This window comes from Vibrio sp. KUL80, assembly GCF_059725495.1.
Window position 1 is genome coordinate 1258593 of record NZ_AP045841.1, and the last position, 23005, is coordinate 1281597.

19 protein-coding genes are annotated in these 23005 nt (G+C 46.9%); 6 read left to right on the forward strand and 13 right to left on the reverse strand.

From position 1 onward, the window contains the following. Window positions 1-73 precede the first annotated feature (73 nt). Complete coding sequence (locus AC6I8U_RS05785; RefSeq protein WP_498017962.1) at window positions 74-1753, reverse strand: RluA family pseudouridine synthase; 1680 nt, start codon at window positions 1751-1753, stop codon at window positions 74-76. Between the two features lie 256 nt (window positions 1754-2009). Here AC6I8U_RS05785 and AC6I8U_RS05790 point away from each other — a divergent pair, with 256 nt between their 5' ends. Further along, entirely contained in the window at window positions 2010-2744 is a 735-nt protein-coding gene (locus AC6I8U_RS05790; protein WP_498017963.1) for a YrhK family protein, read from the forward strand. 72 nt (window positions 2745-2816) lie between these two features. On the opposite strand, the gene AC6I8U_RS05795 is transcribed toward AC6I8U_RS05790, so the two are convergent. From AC6I8U_RS05795 to kduI, 5 genes are all read right to left on the reverse strand, one after another. Beyond that, on the reverse strand, window positions 2817-3482 hold the full coding sequence (locus AC6I8U_RS05795) for an IclR family transcriptional regulator (protein WP_498017964.1): 666 nt from the start codon (window positions 3480-3482) through the stop codon (window positions 2817-2819). Window positions 3483-3608: 126 nt separating this feature from the next. Then, window positions 3609-4916, reverse strand: a complete 1308-nt coding sequence (locus AC6I8U_RS05800; RefSeq protein WP_498017965.1) for a TRAP transporter large permease — start codon at window positions 4914-4916, stop codon at window positions 3609-3611. A gap of 6 nt (window positions 4917-4922) precedes the next feature. Then, complete coding sequence (locus AC6I8U_RS05805) at window positions 4923-5432, reverse strand: TRAP transporter small permease (RefSeq protein WP_498017966.1); 510 nt, start codon at window positions 5430-5432, stop codon at window positions 4923-4925. 70 nt (window positions 5433-5502) lie between these two features. After that, the gene (locus tag AC6I8U_RS05810) at window positions 5503-6486 is read right to left on the reverse strand and encodes a TRAP transporter substrate-binding protein (protein ID WP_498017967.1); all 984 of its coding nucleotides are present in this window, start codon (window positions 6484-6486) and stop codon (window positions 5503-5505) included. 23 nt (window positions 6487-6509) lie between these two features. Then, entirely contained in the window at window positions 6510-7343 is an 834-nt protein-coding gene (gene kduI / locus AC6I8U_RS05815; RefSeq protein ID WP_498017968.1) for a 5-dehydro-4-deoxy-D-glucuronate isomerase, read from the reverse strand. A 409-nt stretch (window positions 7344-7752) separates the two neighbouring features. Here kduI and AC6I8U_RS05820 point away from each other — a divergent pair, with 409 nt between their 5' ends. Further along, the gene (locus AC6I8U_RS05820; protein WP_498017969.1) at window positions 7753-9456 is read left to right on the forward strand and encodes a class I SAM-dependent methyltransferase; all 1704 of its coding nucleotides are present in this window, start codon (window positions 7753-7755) and stop codon (window positions 9454-9456) included. Between the two features lie 111 nt (window positions 9457-9567). Here AC6I8U_RS05820 and AC6I8U_RS05825 read toward each other — a convergent pair whose 3' ends face one another. Then, entirely contained in the window at window positions 9568-10134 is a 567-nt protein-coding gene (locus tag AC6I8U_RS05825) for an outer membrane beta-barrel protein (protein ID WP_042472157.1), read from the reverse strand. 186 nt (window positions 10135-10320) lie between these two features. After that, window positions 10321-11355: an AraC family transcriptional regulator gene (locus AC6I8U_RS05830; RefSeq protein ID WP_498017970.1), complete on the reverse strand. Its 1035-nt coding sequence runs from the start codon at window positions 11353-11355 to the stop codon at window positions 10321-10323. Window positions 11356-11541: 186 nt separating this feature from the next. On the opposite strand from AC6I8U_RS05830, the gene AC6I8U_RS05835 reads away from it, so the two are divergent. From AC6I8U_RS05835 to AC6I8U_RS05845, 3 genes are all read left to right on the forward strand, one after another. Further along, entirely contained in the window at window positions 11542-13008 is a 1467-nt protein-coding gene (locus tag AC6I8U_RS05835) for a coniferyl aldehyde dehydrogenase (RefSeq protein WP_498018322.1), read from the forward strand. Window positions 13009-13112: 104 nt separating this feature from the next. Beyond that, on the forward strand, window positions 13113-14690 hold the full coding sequence (locus AC6I8U_RS05840; RefSeq protein WP_498017971.1) for a long-chain-fatty-acid--CoA ligase: 1578 nt from the start codon (window positions 13113-13115) through the stop codon (window positions 14688-14690). Then, on the forward strand, window positions 14677-16308 hold the full coding sequence (locus AC6I8U_RS05845) for a GMC family oxidoreductase (RefSeq protein WP_498017972.1): 1632 nt from the start codon (window positions 14677-14679) through the stop codon (window positions 16306-16308). Before AC6I8U_RS05840 ends, AC6I8U_RS05845 begins: the two co-directional genes overlap by 14 nt. A 122-nt stretch (window positions 16309-16430) precedes the next feature. On the opposite strand, the gene AC6I8U_RS05850 is transcribed toward AC6I8U_RS05845, so the two are convergent. From AC6I8U_RS05850 to AC6I8U_RS05870, 5 genes are all read right to left on the reverse strand, one after another. Next, complete coding sequence (locus AC6I8U_RS05850) at window positions 16431-16670, reverse strand: RNA recognition motif domain-containing protein (protein WP_042472161.1); 240 nt, start codon at window positions 16668-16670, stop codon at window positions 16431-16433. A gap of 133 nt (window positions 16671-16803) precedes the next feature. Next, complete coding sequence (locus AC6I8U_RS05855) at window positions 16804-18288, reverse strand: AGE family epimerase/isomerase (RefSeq protein WP_498017973.1); 1485 nt, start codon at window positions 18286-18288, stop codon at window positions 16804-16806. A 129-nt stretch (window positions 18289-18417) separates the two neighbouring features. Beyond that, window positions 18418-18720: a SemiSWEET transporter gene (locus AC6I8U_RS05860; RefSeq protein WP_498017974.1), complete on the reverse strand. Its 303-nt coding sequence runs from the start codon at window positions 18718-18720 to the stop codon at window positions 18418-18420. 74 nt (window positions 18721-18794) lie between these two features. Then, window positions 18795-20132 carry a 6-phospho-alpha-glucosidase gene (locus AC6I8U_RS05865; RefSeq protein ID WP_498017975.1) on the reverse strand — a complete coding sequence of 446 codons (1338 nt, stop codon included), beginning with the start codon at window positions 20130-20132 and terminating at the stop codon, window positions 18795-18797. 75 nt (window positions 20133-20207) lie between these two features. Further along, on the reverse strand, window positions 20208-21824 hold the full coding sequence (locus AC6I8U_RS05870; RefSeq protein ID WP_498017976.1) for an alpha-glucoside-specific PTS transporter subunit IIBC: 1617 nt from the start codon (window positions 21822-21824) through the stop codon (window positions 20208-20210). Window positions 21825-22116: 292 nt separating this feature from the next. Here AC6I8U_RS05870 and AC6I8U_RS05875 point away from each other — a divergent pair, with 292 nt between their 5' ends. Further along, entirely contained in the window at window positions 22117-22815 is a 699-nt protein-coding gene (locus AC6I8U_RS05875) for a GntR family transcriptional regulator (RefSeq protein WP_234495624.1), read from the forward strand. Window positions 22816-23005 lie beyond the last annotated feature (190 nt).

Consider the following 23005-nt stretch of genomic DNA (forward strand, 5'->3'; position numbering starts at 1 on the left):
TGTATGGTCTTTTACTTCAAAATGCAGCCCCTAAAGATGTAAGGTACATCATTAGGGGTAAAACTAACCCACCTTAAAACTCACTATCGACCTGAAATACCAAACGTTCCTTCGTATAAGGATGGTCAAGTTCCAACTGCTCAGCATGCAAATGCAATCGATCAGCCTTCTCCCCATAAAGTGTGTCTCCAACCATTGGCATATTCAAGCCAAGATGATGAGCACTGTGAACGCGTAGTTGATGAGTTCGGCCTGTTTTCGGGTACATGTACACCTTGCTTCGGCCATCACGCACTTCAATCAACTCCCAATGGGTCTCTGCTGGCTTGCCATGTTCGTAACATACCAGTTGTCTTGGACGATCATCAGGATCGCCGCGCATTGGTAGCGAAATATCACCTTCAGTCTGAGTCAGTTCACCTTCTAACATTGTGACATAGCGTTTTTGTACACCGCGAGTAATGAACTGCTTTTGCAGGCTCTTGTTGGCGCGCTTGGTCAAGGCGAAGACAAGTAATCCGGATGTCGCCATGTCGAGGCGGTGAATCACATATGGGCCTTCAACATCGGGGAATAGAGCTTGTAGACGAGTATAGGCTGAGTCTTTAATGGTTTTGCCTGGCACCGAAAGAAGGCCAGATGGTTTATTGATGACCACCATAGCCTCATCCTGGAACACGATTTCCAACTCTTTGTCTTCCGCCCAGTTCTGTTCAAGCGGATTAGGCTCGACGTTTAGGCCCTGCAGCATGTGCCCTAAGATAGGTTGGCATTTGTTATTACATGATGGGTAAAAACTGCCGTGCTTGCGGATCTCTGACTTTGGCGATGCGCCCCACCAAAACTCAGCCAGAGCTAAGGGTTTAAAACCGTGCTTGTAGGCATATTGAAGCAGCTTTGGCGCCGCGCATTCGCCTGCACCAGCCGGTGGAATCGGGGTTGTGGTCGCTGCGAAGATATCAACCAAATCGCACGTCTCTCCACGTTGATTTAAGAAGCGATACTGCTTGTGAAGTTTATGCTGTAGAGCGTTAGATAGCGCTTTGTGGTGATCTCTAAGCTTTACGAGATTAGTCTCAATCTCTTCTAGTCGCTGCTCTTTGACGGCGAGTTTCTCTTCCCACTTAAGCTTTAGGTATTTGAGTGTGTTTTTCTCGGCGACGCTTTGCTTGCCGAGTTCGTCTAGCAAGATTTGAAGCTCTTCGCCACTGAGGGTTTGCTGCGCCTCTTTTCGCTGTCGCTTGCGACTGGCACGACCTTCAATCATGATATCGCGATGTGCTTGCTCTTCTTGTTGGTAAGCGGCGCGCTCGGTAGTGATTTGCTCTTTGAGGATTGTGATTTCAGGCGCGTTGGCAAAGGTCTTATAGGTCGCTAGTGCTTTCGTGATGGCATTAGTCTCTTCGCGGAAAAAACCGTCTTCGGTGAGCATGTCGAAAACAGGTGGCACAAATCCTGGTAAGAGATTCTGATCTGCAATCTTGCCAGAAAAAGCACTCAAAAATCCGATCTCGCCTTGTAAGTTCTGTACCAATAGAACACCGAACATCTTTCCTCGACCTTGGTTTTCATCGTCTATTCCAAAATCATGAGTGAAGTCGGTTTGTGTTTGCAGATACTGCTGGAGCTGGTTTGCTGCTAGTACACACAGTGGATGCGGAGTGTAGTAGAACGGAAACGTAAATTGTTCTGGTAACTCGTAGCCTTCGATAGCAACATCAAATCGGTTAAAGCAGTGTTGGGGAGAGTGCATATTAAAGGCCGTAGGGTCATAGAAAATTGAGCACGGATTGTACCTTGTTTGGGGGGAATTTCCATTGGTAGTCGCGTCGGCTATAGATACTACTTGTTCAAGTAGAATGACCCTGCACTTGCCCGCAGGACTAGTCGAAGTTAGCGCTATACGTGTTCTCACTACTGAGGAAGTGATCATACAAACCCGATAAAGTTGAAATTCAGCGCTGTGATACCCTTCTTATTAGTATGACCCCCACCACTTGGCTAACGACATGGCGCACCTTTTCACCAACCGCAAACGAATTCATCACCTGACGGATAACGACGCTAGTGCTAAAACCCAGTTTAAATGGGAAACGCTCAATGCGGTCTTATACAAGTTTGGTGGATTATTCTTCCTAGTTGGTAGCGTATTACTGTTCCCAAGCTTTCAAAGTTACTCGACGCTCGGACAATGGATCTTCTTTGCCGGTTCGCTCTGTTACCTGATCGTTAATGTCCACGATCTTTATGACGTCCACCGTTATTGGCACAAAACATCCTCCAACTTGTCGAGAAAGCAACTGGAATACACAGCCTCCTACATCTACTTGCTTGGCACCTTGATGTTTGTCGCGGGTCGAGTGTTTTCGTTTATCGATGAGAGCTACTCTGCACACAGCGCGTTGATGTTCATTATTGGCAGTACGCTTTTTGTTATCGGAGCCAGCGTCAACATCGTTGCTGATACCAGTAGTGCTGGTGGCACTGAGGGGCAGCTCACCAACTTGACAGCGGTGACGTTTATCGTGGGCAGCGTGCTATTTGCTGTTGGTTCATTTCCAGGGCTTTGGGAAGGCGGAATGCCTGACGAGTCGATTCAGCTTGCTAATTATTTGACCTGGCAATTTTTAGTTGGGAGTTTTCTGTTTTTTCTAGGTGGGGTTTTTAATTATTGGCGGGCGTATCATTATATTAAAAGGAACTTGGCTACTAATCGCTGTGATATGAACCTGATGGAGACATAGACCTTATAGAGTATGATCGCTATGTCTCATTGCTTGAAGGCCCAATGTAATGGGCTTTCTCTCTTGTCTGACTTAAGCAAGCTTACTTGGGGTTAGTTTTGAGCTGATGGTTTTACACACTTTGACCAGTTCGTTTCTTGTTGTATCAATACTATCAACGGCATGATGAACTGCTTCGGAGTCCAAAGTAACATAAGGTACAGTCAACACGGCTAAAAACTGGTCATTGACACAAATAGGGGCACTGATATTGGTTATGCCAGATATTTGTGGACTTGGGCCGACAAAGAATCCTTTTTTGTACGTATCAGAGGTAAGTTTCATTGCCCTTGATTGTTCTTCTTCAGTCGCCTTACTTCTTTGTAAAATTTTCTGTCGTTCAAGCTCAGAGCTAAAGCTGAGCAACACAATACCTGAGCCAGATGAGCAAACATCGTGCTTCGCGCCAACTTTCAAACTAAAACCCATTTTGTATGGGCTTTCCTCTCGAGCGACAACAACCAGATTTAGGCTGTCGTAACATGAAATATGACATGATTGGTTTACCTTCTCACTCAGCTCTTTCATCAATGGCTTGGCAATATCCAGTAGTAGTGACTGAGGTGGGTATTGGTTAGCGACTGTAAACATCTGCATAGAGAAGGTGTACTCGCCGCTTTCCTCACAAAAGGTGACATAGCCACGGCGAGCCAGAACAGACAGCACTCGGAAAATTTCACCGACACTACGACCTAGCACTTGTGCGATCTGTTTTTTTAGACATAGGTTCCGCAGAACTCGCTAGTAGTTCTAAAATGTCTAAGCCTTTTTCTAGTGCAGGGGCGTTATATTCCTGTCTTGCTGTCTTTTCCAAGTACGTGTTCCTTACTTCACTAAGCCCATCATTTGAGGGATAGTCATTGATATAGCTGGGATATAGGTGACGGCCATCAGTACCAAGAAGATCACCGCAAAGAATGGTAACAGCGTTTTGATTACATGGTCAATTTTGATATCGCTGACCTTACATCCTGTAAATAGGATTGGTCCAACAGGAGGTGTAATGGTTCCCAAGGACAGGTTGAATACCAGAAGAATACCAAACTGAACTGGATCCATACCTAGGTTCATACAGATAGGTAGGAAGATAGGGGTAAAGATCAGTACGGCTGGTGTCGGATCCATAAAGGTACCCACAAACAGCAAGACAACATTAATAATGAGTAGAATAACTATTGGGTTGTCGGTTAATGACAGTAGGGTATCGGCGATGACCCCTGGGATCTGAGTAAATGCCATCACCCACGACATTACAGAAGAGGCAGCGATCATAAAGATAACGATAGCCGTCAGCTTTGCAGTGGCAAGAAGGATCTCAGGAAGTTGCTCAACCTTGAGAGCTTTATACGCAAACCCCAATGCGAGGGAGTATACAACCGCAATCGCAGAGGCTTCTGTTGGCGTGAAAATACCTGCGAGAATACCGCCAATCACAACGACAACAAGCGATAGACTAGGGACTGCATCGATCAGAAGCTTAATACGCTCAATGACGGTCATCGTGTGCTTGGTCATATAACCACGACGGTAGGCCATGATGCCTGCAATGAGCATAACGCCACCTCCCCAAAGAAGACCCGGTAGATATCCACCCATAAACAGAGCAGAGATTGACACAGAACCAGCTACAGTCGCATAAACAATTAAAGTATTGCTTGGCGGTATCAACATACCAGTTGGAGCAGACGCAATATTGACTGCGGTGCGAAAGGCCGAATCATAGCCCTCTTTCTTTTGGATCGGATTCATAATGCCGCCAATTGCAGCGGCAGAAGCAACGCCAGAACCACTGATCGAGCCAAACAACATGTTTGATACGACGTTCGTTTGGGCGAGCGCACCCGGAAAGTAACCGGTAACAATACGTGAGCAGTTGATCAGCCTTATCGCTATGCCGCCATTATTCATAATATTGCCGGCAAGAATAAAGAAGGGGATAGCTAGTAGTGCAAAGCTATCAAGGCCAGTAAACATTCGCTGAGCCGCGGTCGTCGTAGCGCCTGCCATTGGCAGAATACTCAACATAGCAGCGAAAGAGGGAAGACCAATACTAATACCGATCGGTGCTCCCAAAATGAGTAGGAAAATTGCGCCGCCGAACATGATCAGCGCAGCAAGTGTTGCAGCATCCATGAGAGCCTATCCTTTTACTTTAAGTTTTTGAAAGGTGTTGATAAGTTTTATCTGATTGATCGCGAAGTAAAATAGAATTAGTACTCCTGCAATAGGTATGGCTGAGTAGATGATACCCATAGGGATCTCTAGCGCAGAATCCTGTTGCCACATCTGTCTGACAGACGCTTTATAGCCGCCTTGCCACATAACAACAAAAGCAAAAATTGCAATCGCCCACTCTGTTAGTATGTCAACCAACACGCCAACTCGTGGCGGGAACTTGTCACGAACATAGCTAATCGACATATGCTCTCTGAGACCGAAAACATAGGCACCACCAATAAGTACTAGCCATACAAACATATAGCGAGAAAGCACTTCACTTATCGCGCTTGGGCTATCAAAAACGTATCGGGTCACAACTTGATAAGTGACGAGAATGGTGAGCAGCGCCATGATAGCAATACAGGCTCGTTCAACGATCCAATCGATCGCGAACTTAATTTTATCTGCCCAGAAAAGCAGTTTTTCCACTGGTCGTTTCCTCACTGAAACAGGAGCTAAACTGATGTCTAGCTCCACAACGTTTAATCAACTTGGGGTATTAGCTAAGCTCACCAATCGCTTTCGTTAGTGCTTTTTGCGCGTCAGTTTTGATTAGCTTGTTTTGTAGAGGTTTACAGCTGTCTTGAAACTGTTTTACGTCTACGTCAATAAAGGTTGCACCGTTCTCTTCTGCCAACGCGCGAGCATCGCTAATCATTGCGTTCCACTTAGCAAATTCATCAAGCGTAGATTCCTTAGCAAGTTTGCGAATGGTGGCTTGGTCATCAGCCGGAAGAGAGTTCATAAAATCATCGCTGATAACGACTAGGTCAGGAACCATTAGGTGAGAAGTCTTGCTAAAGTATGGTGCTACTTCGTAGTGCTTCATATCCGCATAAGTGATCTCGTTGTTCTCACCACCGTCAAGTACGCCTTGTTGAACGGCTGTGTATACTTCGCCTTGGCTCATAGGCACGCCAGTACCGCCCATACAGCTAAGCATCTCTACCATAGTGTTCGATTGCATTACGCGAATCTTACGGCCAGCCATGTCATCAACTGTTTTGACGTTATCCTTTTTGGTGTAGATATTACGTGAACCCGCTGTGTAGGCTGTTAATACCTCAAATCCAAATTTCTTAGTTGATGCAAAAAGGTCATCCAACACGCCCGATGTAAATACTTTTTCTTGGTGCTCAATGCCGGTATAAGCAAATGGCATCCCGATAGCAGTGAAGGTATTGTCATAGTTTTCAACCAGAGGGTTAGCAACAACTGCCATTTGTACCGCACCCGATTGAACTAACTCTAGCGAAGCTCGTTGGTCACCAAGCAATGCGTTTGGATAAATGGTCACTTTGTAGCGGCCGTCGGTTGCAGTCTCTAGTTGTTTACCAAACTCTGCCAATGCTGCGTATTGTGGATGGCTGTCTGACTGGTTGAATGCCGCTTTAATCTCAGTCGCTGCGAGCGTCATGGAAGAGAAGCCAATCGCTGCACCAACGATAGAAGTAAGTAGAGTATTTTTCAGAGTCTTGTTCATGTTAAATTTCCTATTATTATCAATTAAGCCAATGTATCCATTGGAATAAAGTCCATATCGTCGAATGTTTGGTTTTCGCCCAACATTCCCCATACAAAACTATAATTTTGTGTCCCACAGCCGGAGTGAATAGACCAGCTAGGAGATAGGACTAACTGCTTATCTCGAACTACGATGTGTCGAGTTTCTGTAGGCTCACCCATCATATGGAACACAGCTTGTTCAGGTTTCACGTTGAAATATAGGTAGGCCTCCATGCGGCGCTCATGAGTATGCGCGGGCATAGTATTCCAAACGCTGCCAGGAGCGAGGTGGGTAATACCGAGGCAAAGCTGGCATGTTTCAAGAACATCTGGATGCAGATATTGATTGATCACGCGTTGGTTTGAAGTCTCAAGTGAGCCTAGCTCTACAACCTTGGCATCTTGCTGTTTCACTAATTTACTTGGTAGAGCTTTATGAGCAGGAGCGCTTAGCCCGTAAACGCACGCCTCACCATCGGTTCGAGTGATCTCAATATGCTTGGAACCAAGACCGACATAAAGAACGTCCAAAGCGTTCAAGTCATAAGTTTGTCCATCCACTTGAATGCAAACAGAACCAGAGAGACAAGCGAGACCTAGCTCGCGTCGCTCTAGGAAGAACTCTGTGCCAAACGATTTGTTATTGATCCAATCTTGTAGCACCAATGGCTCTTCAGTCGGGGTAATCCCCATAGCGACAGTGCGATCAATATGGCTATACACAATCTTTATCGCAGAAGGTTCGAACAGCTCATCAACCAAAAACTCATCTTTAAGCTGCTGAGTAGTGTACGTCTTCACGTCGCTTGGGTTTGCAGAATACCTAGTTAACATATCTTTCCTTAGCCGTTGCTGATGGAAATAATACTAACACCCGTTCTTATATGATCAATTCCTTTCACATGTGAATGGCCACAAAGGTGATCGCGGCCATTGGTATTGGCAAAAAATGGGTTAATTTCTTGATGGCGATCTCATTTGAAATACTGTTTCAAAAATCAAAACTGGCGAGATTAGGTATTGAAACCACGAGAGCGAGGTCTCTGGAGTTGGATAAGATGGATATTACAGAGAGGGAGTATTGAGCAGGTTGAGCTAGCGAAAACCTATGAACGAGAGCACATTAAGTCTCGATTTATTGAAAAAGAAATCATAGTTGTCCTTTACCAAACAGAACAATCAAAACTCGCATTACCCTGCATTTCTCGTTACTCTAAATCTAGTTTCAATACCGGTATCGAAAATGACCTCAACCACTTCATTTTACAGCGAAAATGCGAATAGCCTGTCTGCACAATACAACGCTCTTGATTTTGAGAGTGTTCATAGTGCGTGGAAGGCTCATTGGCCTTTGTCTGGTGACATGGTATTGGATGTTGGTGCTGGCTCTGGTCGAGATGCTAAGTGGATGTGTGAAAAAGGGGCTGATGTGTATGCATTAGAACCATGTCCGGAGCTCCGTGAGCTTGGGCAATCTCATACAGGACCAGAAGTCACTTGGATAGACGATGCGCTACCTGGCTTGAATCAAGTCCAAGGTATGGGAGTGCGTTTCGATCTTATTCTTGTCAGCGCTGTTTGGATGCATTTGGCTCCGAGTTCGCGTGCGAGAGCTTTTCGGAAGTTGTCTAATCTGCTAAGCCCTAATGGTCGGCTTGTCATCACCTTACGTCATGGTGAATTTAATGATAGTAGGGTGGGTTACGAGGTGTCTGTGGGCGAACTTGAACAGTTCGCAAAAGATACCGCTCTGTTAGTGAAAGAGGTTCGAGATTCTGAAGATGGTATGAATCGAACTGGCGTTCGCTGGCAGACCGTAGTGTTTAGCCTCCCCGATGATGGGTCAGGGGACTTGAATAAAGTTCGACACATTATTGTCAATGACAACAAGAGTGCGACGTATAAGCTTGGATTATTGAGAGTACTGCTTCGAATTGCGGATGCGCATCCCGGAAGCGTTTGTGATAAAAGTGATGACCAAGTGGAGATACCGCTGGGGTTGGTCGCTCTATATTGGGTCAAGGCTTATAAAAGATTGGTCGATGTAGAAGGCTTACAGCAAAACAGTAATAGTAAGAAGGGGCTTGGATTTATCGACGAGAATGGGTGGGAGAAGCTGAAACATCTGTCCGCCGATGATCTCGCGGTAGGAGCTTGGTTTACAGGCGAAGAAGCGCTCGCTATTCAAAATACTCTTCAGTCGACAATCAAGACAATGAAAGATGGACCAATCAAGTACATCTACACTGGCACGTCTTTAGCGCCTGTCCACGAGTTTTCCACGCTGCCGCCAAAAACACGTCGTCGTAAAACAGAGAGCATTTTCCTAGATCTGGACTTCTTCTCCAGCTTCGGGTCATTCGTTTTAAATCAAAGTCTCTGGGAGTGCTTACGAATCTATAACTCTTGGATTGAACCTCTGGTCGTTAACCAGTGGGTTAGCGTGATGAAACGATTTGAACTCAATCAAACTAAGAACATCACTTTGCAAACGTATCACGATGGTTTGATATGGCTAGACAAAGACCACGATACGTCTGATGTGAGAAAGCGTGTAAATGAGCTGCAAAGCTCCGGCTCCAAATTGACGAGTGTTTGGAGTAATAGCAAACTCACCAAAGGCTATCATGTTGATCATTGTCTCCCTTTTGCTTACTGGCCAAACAATGATATGTGGAATCTATTGCCTACGACTCCAAAAGAGAACCTAGAGAAAAGTGATAAGCTTCCAAGCAAATCCCGTTTAGTAGAGTCGCAACGTAGGATCATCTCGTGGTGGGAATCAGCGTGGGGGAAAGAGACACACCTGAAGCAGCGGTTCTTCACGGAAGCGTCGCTTTCTCTACCGAATGTGCCCAAGCAATGTGAAGACTTTGAAGAAGTCTTTGAGGCTATGGGCTTGCAAATTCGCGGTGTTAAAAGTCGCTTACTTGTGCCGGAATGGTAGCCGAGAAATAAACATTGGAATGAAGTGAACATGTTAGATTAGCTGATCGCTTCATTCACAACGTAAAGCAATTCGCTCCCCCGACATTTAGAAGACAACATTTGCGAGTGACTAAAAAGTAAACCCAACCAAAAAACTCAACGTCGTCCTCTCAAACCCAGACTTCACCGTCTCACCTTCGACCTCAATCGTATCAATACCCGCTAAGTTCGCGTGCACGTTAAGCGAGATTCGCTCGCTGATGTGGTAGCCCAGACCGACGAAGGGTTGGTATTTGCTTTCGTTGATGTCATAGACCACGGCTGACTCATTAGATGAGTTGTATGCGTCTTCGCTGAGGTTAATGCTAGTTTTGCTGATGCCCAGCTTTACGGTTAACCCGTCGAGCATGTTTTCTTTAAATCGATAGCCAGTGTAGAGCGAGTAGGCTTGGGACGACTTCTTTTGGGTGAATGTCGCGTTGGGGACATCTGGGAGTGAGCCGCCTTGGGTTTGAGTTTCATCGGTTGAGCCGAGGTTGGCTTGTCCGCCGATGATGAAGTTGTCGTAGACCAAGGCTTCAATGCCGCCGGCAAAGCCTTTGTTGTTGTCGACACCAACAAGAAATTGAACATTGCTTGCGTGAGCGGTCGCGGTCATAAGGAGCGATAGTGCAAAAGTTGTACGAAGAAGGGACACTAGAATTCCTTTTGAGTGTATTGAACTGTTTATAGGCTAGAACGGCAAATACTTCGTTGCAATACAAAAAAGTGAGTTTTGTACGGTATCGCATAGAACAAAGCCAAATTGTTCAGATTACAGGCGATATCACTTGAAAATGAGTGGGTTAGATGGCGGTTTTGGGCGATTGTCTGTAGGTACTATTTAACTGCTCATGTCTTGGCTGTTCCTAAACCCTTTTGGCGAGTGGCCGCTCCATTTTTTGAATGCGTGTCGAAAGTTGGCGCTATCAGAAAAGCCGACACGATCGGATATCTCTTCAATCGTAATCTGCGTATTCAGAAGATAGTGCCTTGCGAGTCGATAACGGACATCATCCAGCAGTTGTTGGTAACTGGTACCTTCGTTCTTTAGATGGCGACGCAGTGTGCGCGATGACATGCCAAGTTCTGACGAGAGCGCTTCAATGGATGGATAGTTGCCAAGTCGCTCGACAAACAATTGAGTGATCTTCTCATTAAGGCTGGTGGAGCCCTGAACCGTCGCGAGCAGCTCATCACATGACTTAAGGCACATTTGCAGTGTCATGGTGTTGGCGGCTGGGAGTGGGTCATAGAGTGTGGTGGCGTCAAACTGCCACTCAAGATAGTCGGCATTGAACTCAACGGGGCAGTGGAATATCTCTTTGTAGAGCTCGCTGTGTTCTGGCTCTGGGTAAGGAAAGCGAATCAGTTTGGATGAGAACGGTTGCTGCATCACTTCTTCACAGAGGTTTTGAATAGCAGTAAACCAATATTCGCAAAAGAAGGGCAGTAAGTCTCTGAGATCGACGAGCTGCTCAGCTCGAAAATACCCTAAGTTGTTTTCAACCCACATCTGCTTTTTTAAAACAGGTCCCGCTAAGCGCAAGTATTTAAAGCCCATCATTAGGGCATCCAACATAGTATTGCTGCTAAAAACGGCGTAACCCAATACGCCAAAGTCGCTGAACCTTGCTTGTTGACCCACCTTTAAACCAAGACCGGGTTCATGAACGTGTGAGAGGGCGTTGCTGAAAATCGCCATCTTTTGCGCCATCGTCACTTTAGTATCGGGTTGGTAGAGTTGGTCGGCGGTCAGTGGGGTGCCTTCGAACAAGGATTCGCACGGCATTTTACCCTCAAGATATCGAGTCATAAGCTGAAGATCTAAAATCCCACACGCTTGTAAATCGGGCTCGTAGACTGCCGTGTACTGCATTGCTGATTCTCCCGTTCGAACTGACGTAGTTTCAATAAGTTAGCGTCAACATAGCTCAAAATCGGACACCTCATGTCTGACGAATGTCCGAATATCACCGTTTTTTGTCTCTATGCAACCTGTGATTGATGTTATCAGAATGTTGTAATTGAGCAAAATGGCATGCGGGAAAAATAAATGAGCGAAATGATTGATTGGTCAAAAAGTAACTTGGTTGAATGTAACGCTCCAGAGTTGAGTGAATTATCGACGTGGTTTTCCGAGCTTAAACAGGCATATCAACAAGAGACAAACCCAAGTCTTGCGATAAGAAAGCAGCGTTTACAAGCTCTTAAAACGCAATTGACTCGTTATCAAGATGTGTTGGCAGAGGCGATGAGTGACGATTTTGGCGGACGTAGCCATACAGAATCCATCATGGCGGATGTGTTAGCGCCGGTTCTCGATATCAAACACGTGTTAAGCCACCTTAAAAGCTGGATGAAATCGCAGCGTCGCCCGACGGAGTGGCTCTTCAAGGGCAACAAGCTAGAGGTCCGTTATCAGCCTAAAGGGGTGGTTGGCATTATCTGCCCTTGGAACTTCCCACTCTATCTATCCCTCGGTCCTATGGTCACCGCGTTGGCGGCGGGTAATCGATGCATGATCAAGATGCCTCCAAACTGCCCGGCAACCACTAAGGTGCTGAAGCGCATGTTGGCAGAGATCTACCCAACGGATCTGGTTCGAATCGTCGATGGTACTCATCCTGAGGCCATGGAGATCTCACATCTTCCTTTTGATCATCTGGTTTTCACCGGCTCGCCAGCCAGTGGAAAACTCATTATGGCCAATGCGGCTGCGAATCTAACACCGGTCACGCTTGAGCTCGGTGGTAAATCTCCGGTTATTGTGTTTGATGATTACGATATTCAAACTGCAGCGAGCCGCATTGCTCATGGCAAAGGCTTTAACTCTGGGCAGATCTGTATTGCACCTGATTACGCGTTTGTCCCCGAGTCTAAAGTGACCGAGTTTGTTGAGGCGTTAAAGCAGAGTCATATCGCAATGTACGGTGACATCAAGGGAAATGCTGACTACACCTCGCTAGTGGATGATGCTCAGCATCAAAGGTTTAAGGAACTGCTCGAAGACGCCAAGCAAAAAGGCGCAACCATTACTCAATGTTTACCGGATGGTGAAGGGCGTAAAACACCGCTTTATGTAGCGACCAATCTATCTCCCAACATGCGTATTTGTCAGGAAGAGATATTTGGTCCGCTACTGCCTGTCCATGGCTACCGAGACATTGACGATGTGATTGAGTACATCACAGAGCGTCCAAGACCACTCGCATGTTACCTGTTTAGTCACGATAAAGCTGTACGTGAGCATGTGTTAGAGCAGACTCATAGCGGCGGTGTCACTATCAATGATTGGGGCTGGCACGTGCTTAACCACTCGGTGCCGTTTGGCGGCGTGGGTAACTCAGGTATCGGTAATTATCACGGGGAAGAGGGCTTTCGAGAGCTAAGTCATGCCCGCTCAGTATTGCAGATGCGCGGTTGGTTCCCGATTCAACTGTTCTCTCCCCCTTACGGTACTTGGGTTCAGAAGCTGGTTATTCGCGTCTTTGTTGGCAAGCCAGATCCGAGTCTGAATAAACGCCGTTAGCGACAGCTCAGTTTTATCCAATAACACATTCAGTCCTTCGTCTTACAAGAATCTTCGACACGCCAGCGAGGGCTGGCGTCGTACACCCCAAAAGGAGACCTAAGATGCACAACCTCGCCGTTAATCTAGAGCGAAGTGCTGCGCTTTTCCCTACCAAAGCCGCACTTAAAATGGGCACCGATGACGTGAGTTATCAGCAGTTGGACGAGTACGCGAACATCGTGGCTCACCACTTAGTAAAATTTGGCTTAGTACCGGGTGATAAAGTGGCGCTGACGTGCCCCAATATGACCTTTTTCCCCATTGCGTATTACGGCATTTTGAAGGCTGGATGCGTGGTGGTTCCTCTCAACACCTTATTCAAGAGTCGAGAAATTGCTTATCACTTGAATGACTCTGACGCTAAAGCGTATTTCTGTTTTGAAGCGCCGCAAACCAGTGCCGATGAGCAGTATGGAAGCATTGGCTTTGCTCAGGCGCCGCACTGTGAGCACTTTATTTCCATGCTTGCATCAGCCAATGCTGAGCATGCACTCGAGACCTGGCTTGAGGCACCACCGCAGCCTTTTGAATCCGTCGCAAGGCAAGGCGATGACACCGCCGTTATTCTCTATACCTCTGGCACCACAGGGCAACCTAAGGGGGCAGAGCTTTCTCATACTAATATGCTGACCAATGCCATGGCGTCACAGTATTTGATGCGTCTTGAGTACAGCGACACCACGATGTTGACCCTACCTTTATTCCACAGTTTTGGTCAAACCGTGATGATGAACGCCAGCGTGTTAACCGGCTCGGCTATGGTACTGATCCCGCGTTTTGAGCCCAAGCTCGTCATCGAGCAGATCATCTCGCATAAGGTGAGTGTCTTTGCTGGTGTGCCAACCATGTACATTGCACTGCTTACCGCTGGCGAGCAATCACCAGAGCAATCTGAGCAGGTCAAACACAGCTTGAGGCTAGGTGTGTCGGGTGGGGCATCTATGCCAGTGGAAGTGATTCGCCAGTTTGAATCACGATTTGAACTGCCTGTTTTGGAAGGCTATGGATTGTCGGAAACCGCACCTGTCGCCACCTTTAATCATATCGATGGCGATAGGCTACCGGGCAGTGTTGGACAGCCTCTGTGTGGTCATATGATCAAGATTACCGATGTTCAGGGTAATACGTTAGCTGGTGGCGAACTAGGCGAGGTGTGCATTAAGAGCCCAAGCGTAATGAAGGGCTACTATGGACGAGCGGAAGCAACCGCTGAGTCGATTCGAGACGGTTGGTTTTTAACGGGTGATATTGGACGTTTGGATGAGCACGGTAATCTGTTCATTGTCGATCGCGTCAAAGACATGATTATACGCGGCGGCTACAACGTCTATCCGCGAGAAATTGAAGAGGTGTTGATGTGTCACCCGGACGTTGAGATGGTTGCAGTGGTCGGAGAGCATGATGAAAGGCTAGGGGAAGAGATACACGCGCACGTGGTGCTCCATGAGACCTCAAGCTGCGATGGGGAAACTCTAGTCGCATGGTGTAAAAGCCAATTAGCAGATTACAAATATCCGCGTCGCGTCTTCATTCGCTCATCGCTTCCGATGACAGCGACAGGCAAAATCCTTAAGCGCGAGTTGCATCCTCTAGATATCGTCAAAACCGTTGCAGAGGAGATCAGCAATGGATCGCTATGATTTTATTATTGTTGGCGGCGGCTCTGCTGGGTGTGTGCTTGCCTCACGTCTATCCGAAGACCCGTCTGTTTCGGTATGCTTGCTAGAGGCGGGTGGCAAAGACTCAAGCCCGTTTATTCACACACCTGTTGGCTGTGTGGTCATGATGCCGACCAAGATAAACAACTGGGGTTTTGAGACCGTGCCCCAGCCTGGGTTGAATGGTCGTAAGGGCTATCAACCGCGAGGTAAAACCCTTGGCGGCTCGAGCTCGATCAATGCCATGATGTATGCGCGTGGGCACCGCTACGATTACGACCTTTGGGCGTCATTAGGAAATACTGGCTGGGACTATGATCAATGTCTGCCTTACTTTAGAAAGGCTGAGAATAACGAAGTCTTTAACGACGAATATCATGGTCAAGGTGGGCCGCTCAATGTCGCGAACCTGCGCTCACCTAGTGAGATGGTCGAGCGCTATCTCAATGCCTGTGAATCAATTGGCGTACCAAGAAACCCAGATGTGAATGGAGCCGAGCAACTTGGTGCGATGCAAACGCAAGTCACGCAGAGAAATGGCGAGCGATGCAGCGCAGCAAAGGCTTACCTGACGCCGAATCTTCACCGACCTAACCTAACCGTGCTGACCAAGGCGACCACCCACAAGGTCTTGTTTGAGGGCAAGCGTGCAGTGGGCGTTGAGTATGGATTGAAAGGTCAGCGTTTTCAGATTTTCTGCGATCGAGAAGTGATTTTGAGCGCGGGCGCATTTGGCTCGCCGCAGATCCTTAAGCTGTCTGGTGTGGGGGCGAAAGCGGAACTCGATAAGCATGGCATTGAGCAGGTACACGAGCTTCCCGGTGTCGGGGAGAACCTGCAAGACCATATCGATTTGGTACACAGCTATAAATGTTCAGCGAAGCGGGATACGTTTGGGGTGTCGCTGCAGATGGCGGCGGAAATGTCCAAAGCATTGCCGAAATGGCTCAGACAGCGTGAAGGTAAGCTGAGTAGTAACTTTGCTGAGGGCATCGGTTTTTTATGCTCCGATGATAGCGTGTCGGTACCCGATTTAGAGTTTGTGTTTGTGGTGGCGGTTGTGGACGATCATGCGAGAAAAATCCATGCCAGCCATGGCTTTAGCTCCCATGTTACCTTGCTAAGACCCAAAAGCTCTGGGACGGTGAAGCTCAATAGCGCCGACCCTTACGATGCTCCGCAGATTGATCCCGCTTTCTTTAAAGACCCTGATGATATGGCGGTCATGATTAAAGGGTGGAAGAAGCAATATCAAATGCTCAACAGCGTAGCGTTTGATGGGGTTCGTGGGGAATGTTTTTATCCTGTCGATCCAAATGATAATGAGGCAATAGAGCAAGATATCCGCAATCGCGCTGATACCCAGTACCACCCAATTGGTACCTGTAAAATGGGTACTGAGCAAGACCCATTAGCTGTGGTAGACAATGAACTGTCGGTCTATGGACTAGAAAACCTAAGAGTGGTCGATGCGTCGGTGATGCCAACTTTGGTCGGAGGTAATACCAATGCGCCAACGATTATGATTGCTGAGAAGATAGCGGATGTGATCAAGAAAGCGTATGCGGATATTCAAGAGAAGGGGGCGGTTCACGCCTAGCTGCTGAAGCATAGCGAATTTCGTATAGCCACAAACTAAAACACCAACCGTACTGGTTGGTGTTTTCTAGCTTCATGACTGAGCGAGATTGCTAGCCACATTAGGCAACTTGACCTAGAAGATTAGTGACCGGCGAACTTAACGCGGATCTTGCTGCCACCAAACATGGTTAGGTTTAGCTCTTTAATTGCTACCTTTGCTTCTTCTGCGTCTGGCATGGTTACAAAAGCGAAGCCCTTAGACTTTCCTGTCTCTTTGTCTAGTACTAGTGTGCATTCGGTAACTCGACCGTACTCACGGAACTGAAGACGTACATCGTGCTCTGTGGTTTCGCGAGATAGGTTGCGTACTAAGATTTGCATAATTGACCATCTGTAATCAAGGGTGAATAACGGGCGGATTGTCGCAGGTTATGCCTTTGAAACCAAGTGATTCCTGCCCGTTTCTTCGATTTTCTTACCTTATTGACATGACTTCAGCTCTTTTATGTCAAAGCTAAGGTGTGATGTCACTAAAGCTCACCGCCTGAACCTTGCCATTATTGAGCGATGTAGTCTTGTTCACTTTGCCTTGGTAATAGTATGGCGTGAAGCTCGGTTGTGACTCATCGTTAACCGCGTAATACAGGGTCACTGGATTGTGATTGAGTGAACCGGATGCCAACGTGCCAATGAGCGCGTGTTCAAATTGGTGATAACCATTTCCCCAATGGAACGCTTTAGTCGACTTAGGGTTTAGACCCACACCGCCATACTTGTGGTCAACCCACACATCCATAAAGCCCGTGGTGGTATAACCAAGTGGCGCTTTGACTTCTCCGGCATCCATAGAGAGCGTCATAGCTGCTTGGTCAAGCTCTGCCCATTCCCAAGAAGAGGCACCACCACTATTTGGTCTGCTTTGCCATGTTGGGATGGTGGCTCCTTTTAACGCTTCTTGCTGCTCTTTGGGAAAGTAATCGGCGACATATTCAAATGGCATGTTGTATTGGGCTCTTTCTAGCGTCACTTCCATACCTTGCTTAGCGAAGGCTTCCCAGTCCGGCTTATCGAGTAATTGAGCGGTCAGATAGGTCATCCAATAGGCTTTAATGGTATGGCCGAAGTCATTATGTTTGGCGTTAGGCTGCATCACCGCTTTGTGGTGTATGGCTCCGTAGAATCGCTGCTCGTCATCTGAGTGGTAATCATTAACCAAGATTTGTGTTAGCCACTCGAGATCTGCTATCCACTTGGTTTTGTGGGGCTCAGGGAGTAGGGGAGCCACAAGCAGCATGTAGCCATTGATTTGATCGAGCTGCGCGACGAGCTCGTGTTGTTTGGCACTTTGATCGTCACCATCTTCCAATACCCAGGCTAAGCCAACGTTATCGTTCAGTTTGTATTTATCAAAGATGAATGCTTGCTGCTCGATGAGTGCTTTCTCTACCTTAGGATCGCGCGTTAGGTAGTAGTACATGGCAAGACCCACAAGGGCGTAAGCTTGGTCTTGAGAGGTGCGTTGCGTCCACTTTAGACCCGGCTTATCGTCTTCGGTAAATGAAATAAAGCCACCGTTCTCAGTGTCTTGAAGTTGGTCAATGAGGTAGTAAGCTCCGTCTTTGGCAAGTTCGAGCGCTTTAACATCGCCGGTAAGGTGAAATAGAACGCCATAAGCGTAGGTCTGGCGTGATTTCATACGCGTGTATTCGCGTCCAAAGTGAGCGGTGATCCAGCCGTGTTGTAGCTCTGGACAGACATTGGATACGTCTAATAACTCTCCGTTATCACAGCGAAATGTTGGGAAGTTGCCGACTGGCACACCTTGCGCTGCTTCATGCATCCAGTAGGGAGCGAGCCCTTGTTTTGCGTGTGTGAGCCACGCTTGTGTGCTCGGAAAAGTATCTTCTGGTGTCACGGGCGCTTCTTGAGATGCGATGGTACTGCAGGAGGCAGCGATAGAGAACGCTAAGATTGAGGTACGAAGAGAATAAGACAACATGACGTATCCTTGTTTTTTATAAGTGTTTGAATTGCAGAAACTATAGCGTCATGACACCTATACAAACTGTTGTACAGTTCAAGAGTTTGAGAATGAAAAAAGCCAAGCTGGGGGCGCTTGGCTTGGAGGTCACGCTTTATCAAGCGCGGGTTTGGAGAGGTGGTTTGGTTTGCTGGTGGTGACATCTTTGATTTTGAGTATCAGTATGATTGACGCAAGTATCAGAGTAATCGCATTGGCAATGATGATAGGCAAGTCGATAACGAGTAGACCGTAGATAAACCAAAGGGCGACGCCGGTGACAAAGATGGAATACATGGCGAGTGATATTGATTGTGTATCACGGGTTTTAAGAATGTGCAGCACTTGTGGCACAAAGGAACACGTCGTGCACAGCGCTGCGATATAACCGAGTGTGGTAATACTCAACATGGATGTTGCTCCGTAAAATGCCCTGGATAAACAGGGCATTGTCTTAGCTGTGAGCCTATTTAGAGCGAAGCGTATTACTTCATCTCAACCCAATACTCTTTGTTCGCTTCAATCAGGTCATCCAAAATCGCTTTTGCAACGGTCGCGCTTGGAATGGTTGCTGATAGAGTTAGTGCTTGCCAAAGTTTTTGGTAAGAGCCTTCTACGTGTGCTTCCACGACCAGCTTCTCAACAGAAACTTGTTGGTTCATCATGCCTTTTTGGAACTCAGGGATCGCGCCAATTTGCAGTGGTTTCGCACCTGTGTTGTCAACGATACATGGGATTTCTACCATGGCGGTTGGATCGAAGTTACTGATAGCGCCGTTGTTTGGAACGATAAGCAGCATGCGCTCTTTGGTGTTGAAGGCGATAGCAGTGGCTAGGTCAACAATATAAGAGGCGTGCTCTTCTACTTCGATAGTGGTATCCACAGCTGTACCTGCTGCGATAATGCGGTGACACTCAGTGAATACTTCTTTCTCACGACCTTCCATGACTTCGTTGGCACGGGTGAACTCTTTGTTTGAGTGCTCAACCACGTAATCTGGGTACATGTAGTACTTGAGGTACGTGTTTGGAATGGTTTCTGGGTCGAGTGCGTACACATCGCGAACCTTGATAAAGGTTTGTTTCCAAGACTCATCGGTGTGTTGTGCACCGTTCATTGCACTCGGTGGCAAGTAGCCGTTCTCTTTGATGTACTCTTTGATGCGTGGCATTAGGTCTTCGCCGGTCTTCGCATCTTTAAATTCTTTCCACCAACCGAAATGGTTTAGACCGTAGTACATGATGTCGAACTGTTTACGGTCGTCGTAACCAAGGATCTCAGCGATGCGCGTCTCGATGCCGATTGGCATGTCACAGATGTTTAGTACTTTAGAGTTTGGACGCATCACGCGGCACGCTTCGGCAACGATAGCGGCTGGGTTTGAGTAGTTCAGCATCCATGCGTTTGGAGAGTATTTCTCCATGTAGTCAATCATTTCGATTACAGCAGGGATTGAACGAAGACCGTAAGCCACACCGCCAGCGCCACACGTTTCTTGACCAACACAGCCATGGCGTAGAGGGATTTTCTCATCTTGCTCGCGCATTGCATAAAGACCTGCGCGAATGTGTGCCATACAGAAGTCGATGTCAGTGAACGCTTCTTCTGGGTCAGTGGTGTAAGAGAACTCGATATGAGGAGCGCGTTCTTTCAGTAAGATTCTGCATGCTTCAGCGATGGTTTCTTGGCGCTGAGCAAAGTTGTCATAGAATTTCAGCTTGCGGATTGGAAAACGCTCTTGGTTTTCAAGCAGCATCATTACGATACCTGGAGTGAAAGTTGAGCCGCCGCCTGCGATAACTACTGAGAATTCTTGTTTCATGATATGCCTCACTTGGACTAGGGCGGCAAACTTTCCGCCCTTTATTATTAAAAACGTTGTTAGTTGTGGAGTTGTTTAGGTTGCTGGACTGAGTGTCATGTCCACGGTCTTTGAAGCGCTGTAGATCTTTTCGCACTCTTCTCTAAGCTGTGGGACATTCAGACCGATAATTACTTGAATCGCTTTGCCGTTTTTCACGATATTCACGGCGCCGGTTTCCATAAAGTATTCTGCTGACATCACTTTGCTTGGGTCTTTGACCGTGACGCGAAGTCTTGTTGCGCAGTTACTTAGGTCTTCGATGTTGTGTACGCCGCCCAAGCCTTCGATTGTCTCTACAGCTTGGATTTGTAGAGGTGTTGCACCTGCGGCTGCGCCTTTACCTGTAATACCGTGTTTTTCATTGAAGTCTTGTTTGGTGTGTAGCTTCATTTCAGCCTCGCCACGACCAGCGATTGGCACGTCGAACTTGACGATAAGGTACTTAAAGGTCACGTAGTAGATGGCTGTGAAACATAGGCCGATAGCAATTTGTGTAATGACCATGCTGGTGTGGTTGCCAAGCAGTGGAATCCAGTTGCCGGTTGCGAACTCAATCAGACCGCCACCCATGTTGCCGACAACGCCAAAGGTATACATCACCATTGCCATGGTACCTGCCAGAATCGCGTGGATAGCAAACAGCCAAGGTGCAATGAATAGGAAGGTAAATTCTAGTGGCTCGGTAATACCCACCAATACCGCTGTAAGTGTTGCTGGAATAAGCAGCGCAGCGACTTTCTTACGATTTTCTGGTTTAGCAGTGTGGTACATCGCTAGTGCAATACCTGTACAGCCGAAGATCTTAGAGTTGCCGTGCAGAGCAAAGCCGCCAGCAGGGAAAAGATCTTTCATCGATTGCGCAGATTGAGTAAAGGTCTCTAGGTTAGTAAACCAGTCAACAACGATGCCGTTTGGTGTCGCGACGTTACCGTAGACAAATGGTGCGTAAACAAAGTGGTGCAGACCTGTTGGAATCAAAATTCGTTCTAAGAATGTGTATAGCCAAACACCGAATGAGCCTGAGCTTACCAAGAAGCCTTGTAGGTTTAAGATGCCATGCTGAATAGATGGCCAGATGTAAAGCGTAAGCCAAGCCGCTGGTAGCATTGCGAAGAATGAGATCATCGCTACGAATGAAGCACCTTGGAAAATACCTAAGTACGCTGGTAGCTGTTTTTCAAACGTGCGGTTGTGAATCCAGGTAACAAAGCCAGAGATAATGATGGCACCAAAGATACCGGTATCTAGCGTCTTAATACCTGCAATTTCAGTCAGTCCAGACGTGCCGCCAATAGCTTGAGAGAAGTCAACGCCAAAGAACTCGCCCCAGAATCCACCCATTGCACCAACAAAGTAGTTGAAGGTGAGATAAGAGACCATTACGACCATAACAGCTCGAGCGTGAGCGGTTTTTGCAAGACCGATTGGCAAGCCAACTGCAAACAGAAGTGCCATATTGCGGAAGATCGTCCAGCCACCTTCTTCAATGACTTGCAGAATTTGATAGTACAGACCGTCTTTATCGGCGAGATCGCCTACAAAGATGGGGTTTTTTAGAACAATGGTTAGTCCCACTAAAATCCCGACAAAAGGGAACAGCAAAACTGGGGTAAACATTGCTCCACCTAAGCGTTGGATAGCACTTAACATGGAAGGGTCCTTTTTGTTATTGGTGTTGTTATTTATTGATGTAATAACTTTTTTGTTTCTCGTTGTCTTTCGACACCATTAACGTTACGCCTGAAAAATAAACATGACAAATATATAATGAATAAAGTGTGATTGAGTACAAATAAAGCACCAAATATGTGATTTGAGGCATAAAAAGACACCTATATAGGATGTTTCTTGCTAGTGGTGAGGAAGTTGTGACGGACATGGCTTAATTGGTTATTGATTTGTATTTATGGTGGTGATAGCTTGGCAGCTACGAGGTGAAAAAATGTTATATAAAAAGGTTATGCAGGACCTTAAGTCCCGCATTGATTCGGAAGAGTTTGCTATTGGTGACACGCTTCCTACCGAGCGAGACCTTATCGATGCGTATTCCGTTAGTCGCATCACGGTGCGAAAAGCCATCGAAGAATTGGTTAAGCTCGGCTTAGTCGAAAAACGTCAGGGCGCAGGCTCGACAATTATCGGCAAAACCATGACAGGTTCTATGTCGAACCTACGCAGTACCAGTGAATACATGAGTGATGCAGGGTCGACGCTTGAGTACAAGGTGGTCGAGTTTACCCTGGCAGATCCTGATGAAGATGTGGCTGCTGCGCTAAAGATTGGTATGGATGAGAAGGTCTATTTCATTCGCCGCTTTAAGCTGATTAATGGTGTGCCATCCATCTATGAAGACTCCTATATGCCAGTTGCGATGTTCCCACAAATGAACATCATGTCGCTACAAGGTTCGAAGTATCAGTATCTTGAAAAAGATCTAGGACTACAGATCGACGGCGCGCTACAAGATTTTGAAGCCGTGATGCCAGATAGCCATTTATGCGAGGTATTTGAAATACCTTCCGATGTGCCGATCATTCGATTGCTCTCGACGGGTAAGCTGAAAGACGGCAGCATATTTGAGTACACCAAACTCTACTTCAAACCGAATACTTATTCATACAAGCACTATCTAAAACGATAAGTGATTGTCTAGTTCGAGGGGCACATCTCCCTCGAACTCCTTCAAACTCCCCACTTTCAATACAAAGCATTACACCCCTTGACGGATTAAATATATAGACTATTTCTTTCTATATCGGCACTAATAATTCAAGCTTATGAATTATATGCAATTTTGCAGAGAATTGACTTAGCGGACTTTTCTGCACCGC

Coding starts and splice junctions, on each gene's coding strand:
- AC6I8U_RS05790 (WP_498017963.1), top strand. CDS start 2,010: ATGGCGCACCTTTTCACCAACCGCAAACGAATTCATCACCTGACGGAT.
- AC6I8U_RS05850 (WP_042472161.1), bottom strand. CDS start 16,670: ATGCAAATCTTAGTACGCAACCTATCTCGCGAAACCACAGAGCACGAT.
- AC6I8U_RS05865 (WP_498017975.1), bottom strand. CDS start 20,132: ATGAAACAAGAATTCTCAGTAGTTATCGCAGGCGGCGGCTCAACTTTC.
- AC6I8U_RS05845 (WP_498017972.1), top strand. CDS start 14,677: ATGGATCGCTATGATTTTATTATTGTTGGCGGCGGCTCTGCTGGGTGT.
- AC6I8U_RS05840 (WP_498017971.1), top strand. CDS start 13,113: ATGCACAACCTCGCCGTTAATCTAGAGCGAAGTGCTGCGCTTTTCCCT.
- AC6I8U_RS05820 (WP_498017969.1), top strand. CDS start 7,753: ATGACCTCAACCACTTCATTTTACAGCGAAAATGCGAATAGCCTGTCT.
- AC6I8U_RS05810 (WP_498017967.1), bottom strand. CDS start 6,486: ATGAACAAGACTCTGAAAAATACTCTACTTACTTCTATCGTTGGTGCA.
- AC6I8U_RS05835 (WP_498018322.1), top strand. CDS start 11,542: ATGATTGATTGGTCAAAAAGTAACTTGGTTGAATGTAACGCTCCAGAG.
- AC6I8U_RS05875 (WP_234495624.1), top strand. CDS start 22,117: ATGTTATATAAAAAGGTTATGCAGGACCTTAAGTCCCGCATTGATTCG.
- AC6I8U_RS05830 (WP_498017970.1), bottom strand. CDS start 11,355: ATGCAGTACACGGCAGTCTACGAGCCCGATTTACAAGCGTGTGGGATT.
- AC6I8U_RS05855 (WP_498017973.1), bottom strand. CDS start 18,288: ATGTTGTCTTATTCTCTTCGTACCTCAATCTTAGCGTTCTCTATCGCT.
- AC6I8U_RS05870 (WP_498017976.1), bottom strand. CDS start 21,824: ATGTTAAGTGCTATCCAACGCTTAGGTGGAGCAATGTTTACCCCAGTT.
- kduI (WP_498017968.1), bottom strand. CDS start 7,343: ATGTTAACTAGGTATTCTGCAAACCCAAGCGACGTGAAGACGTACACT.
- AC6I8U_RS05800 (WP_498017965.1), bottom strand. CDS start 4,916: ATGGATGCTGCAACACTTGCTGCGCTGATCATGTTCGGCGGCGCAATT.
- AC6I8U_RS05860 (WP_498017974.1), bottom strand. CDS start 18,720: ATGTTGAGTATTACCACACTCGGTTATATCGCAGCGCTGTGCACGACG.
- AC6I8U_RS05785 (WP_498017962.1), bottom strand. CDS start 1,753: ATGCACTCTCCCCAACACTGCTTTAACCGATTTGATGTTGCTATCGAA.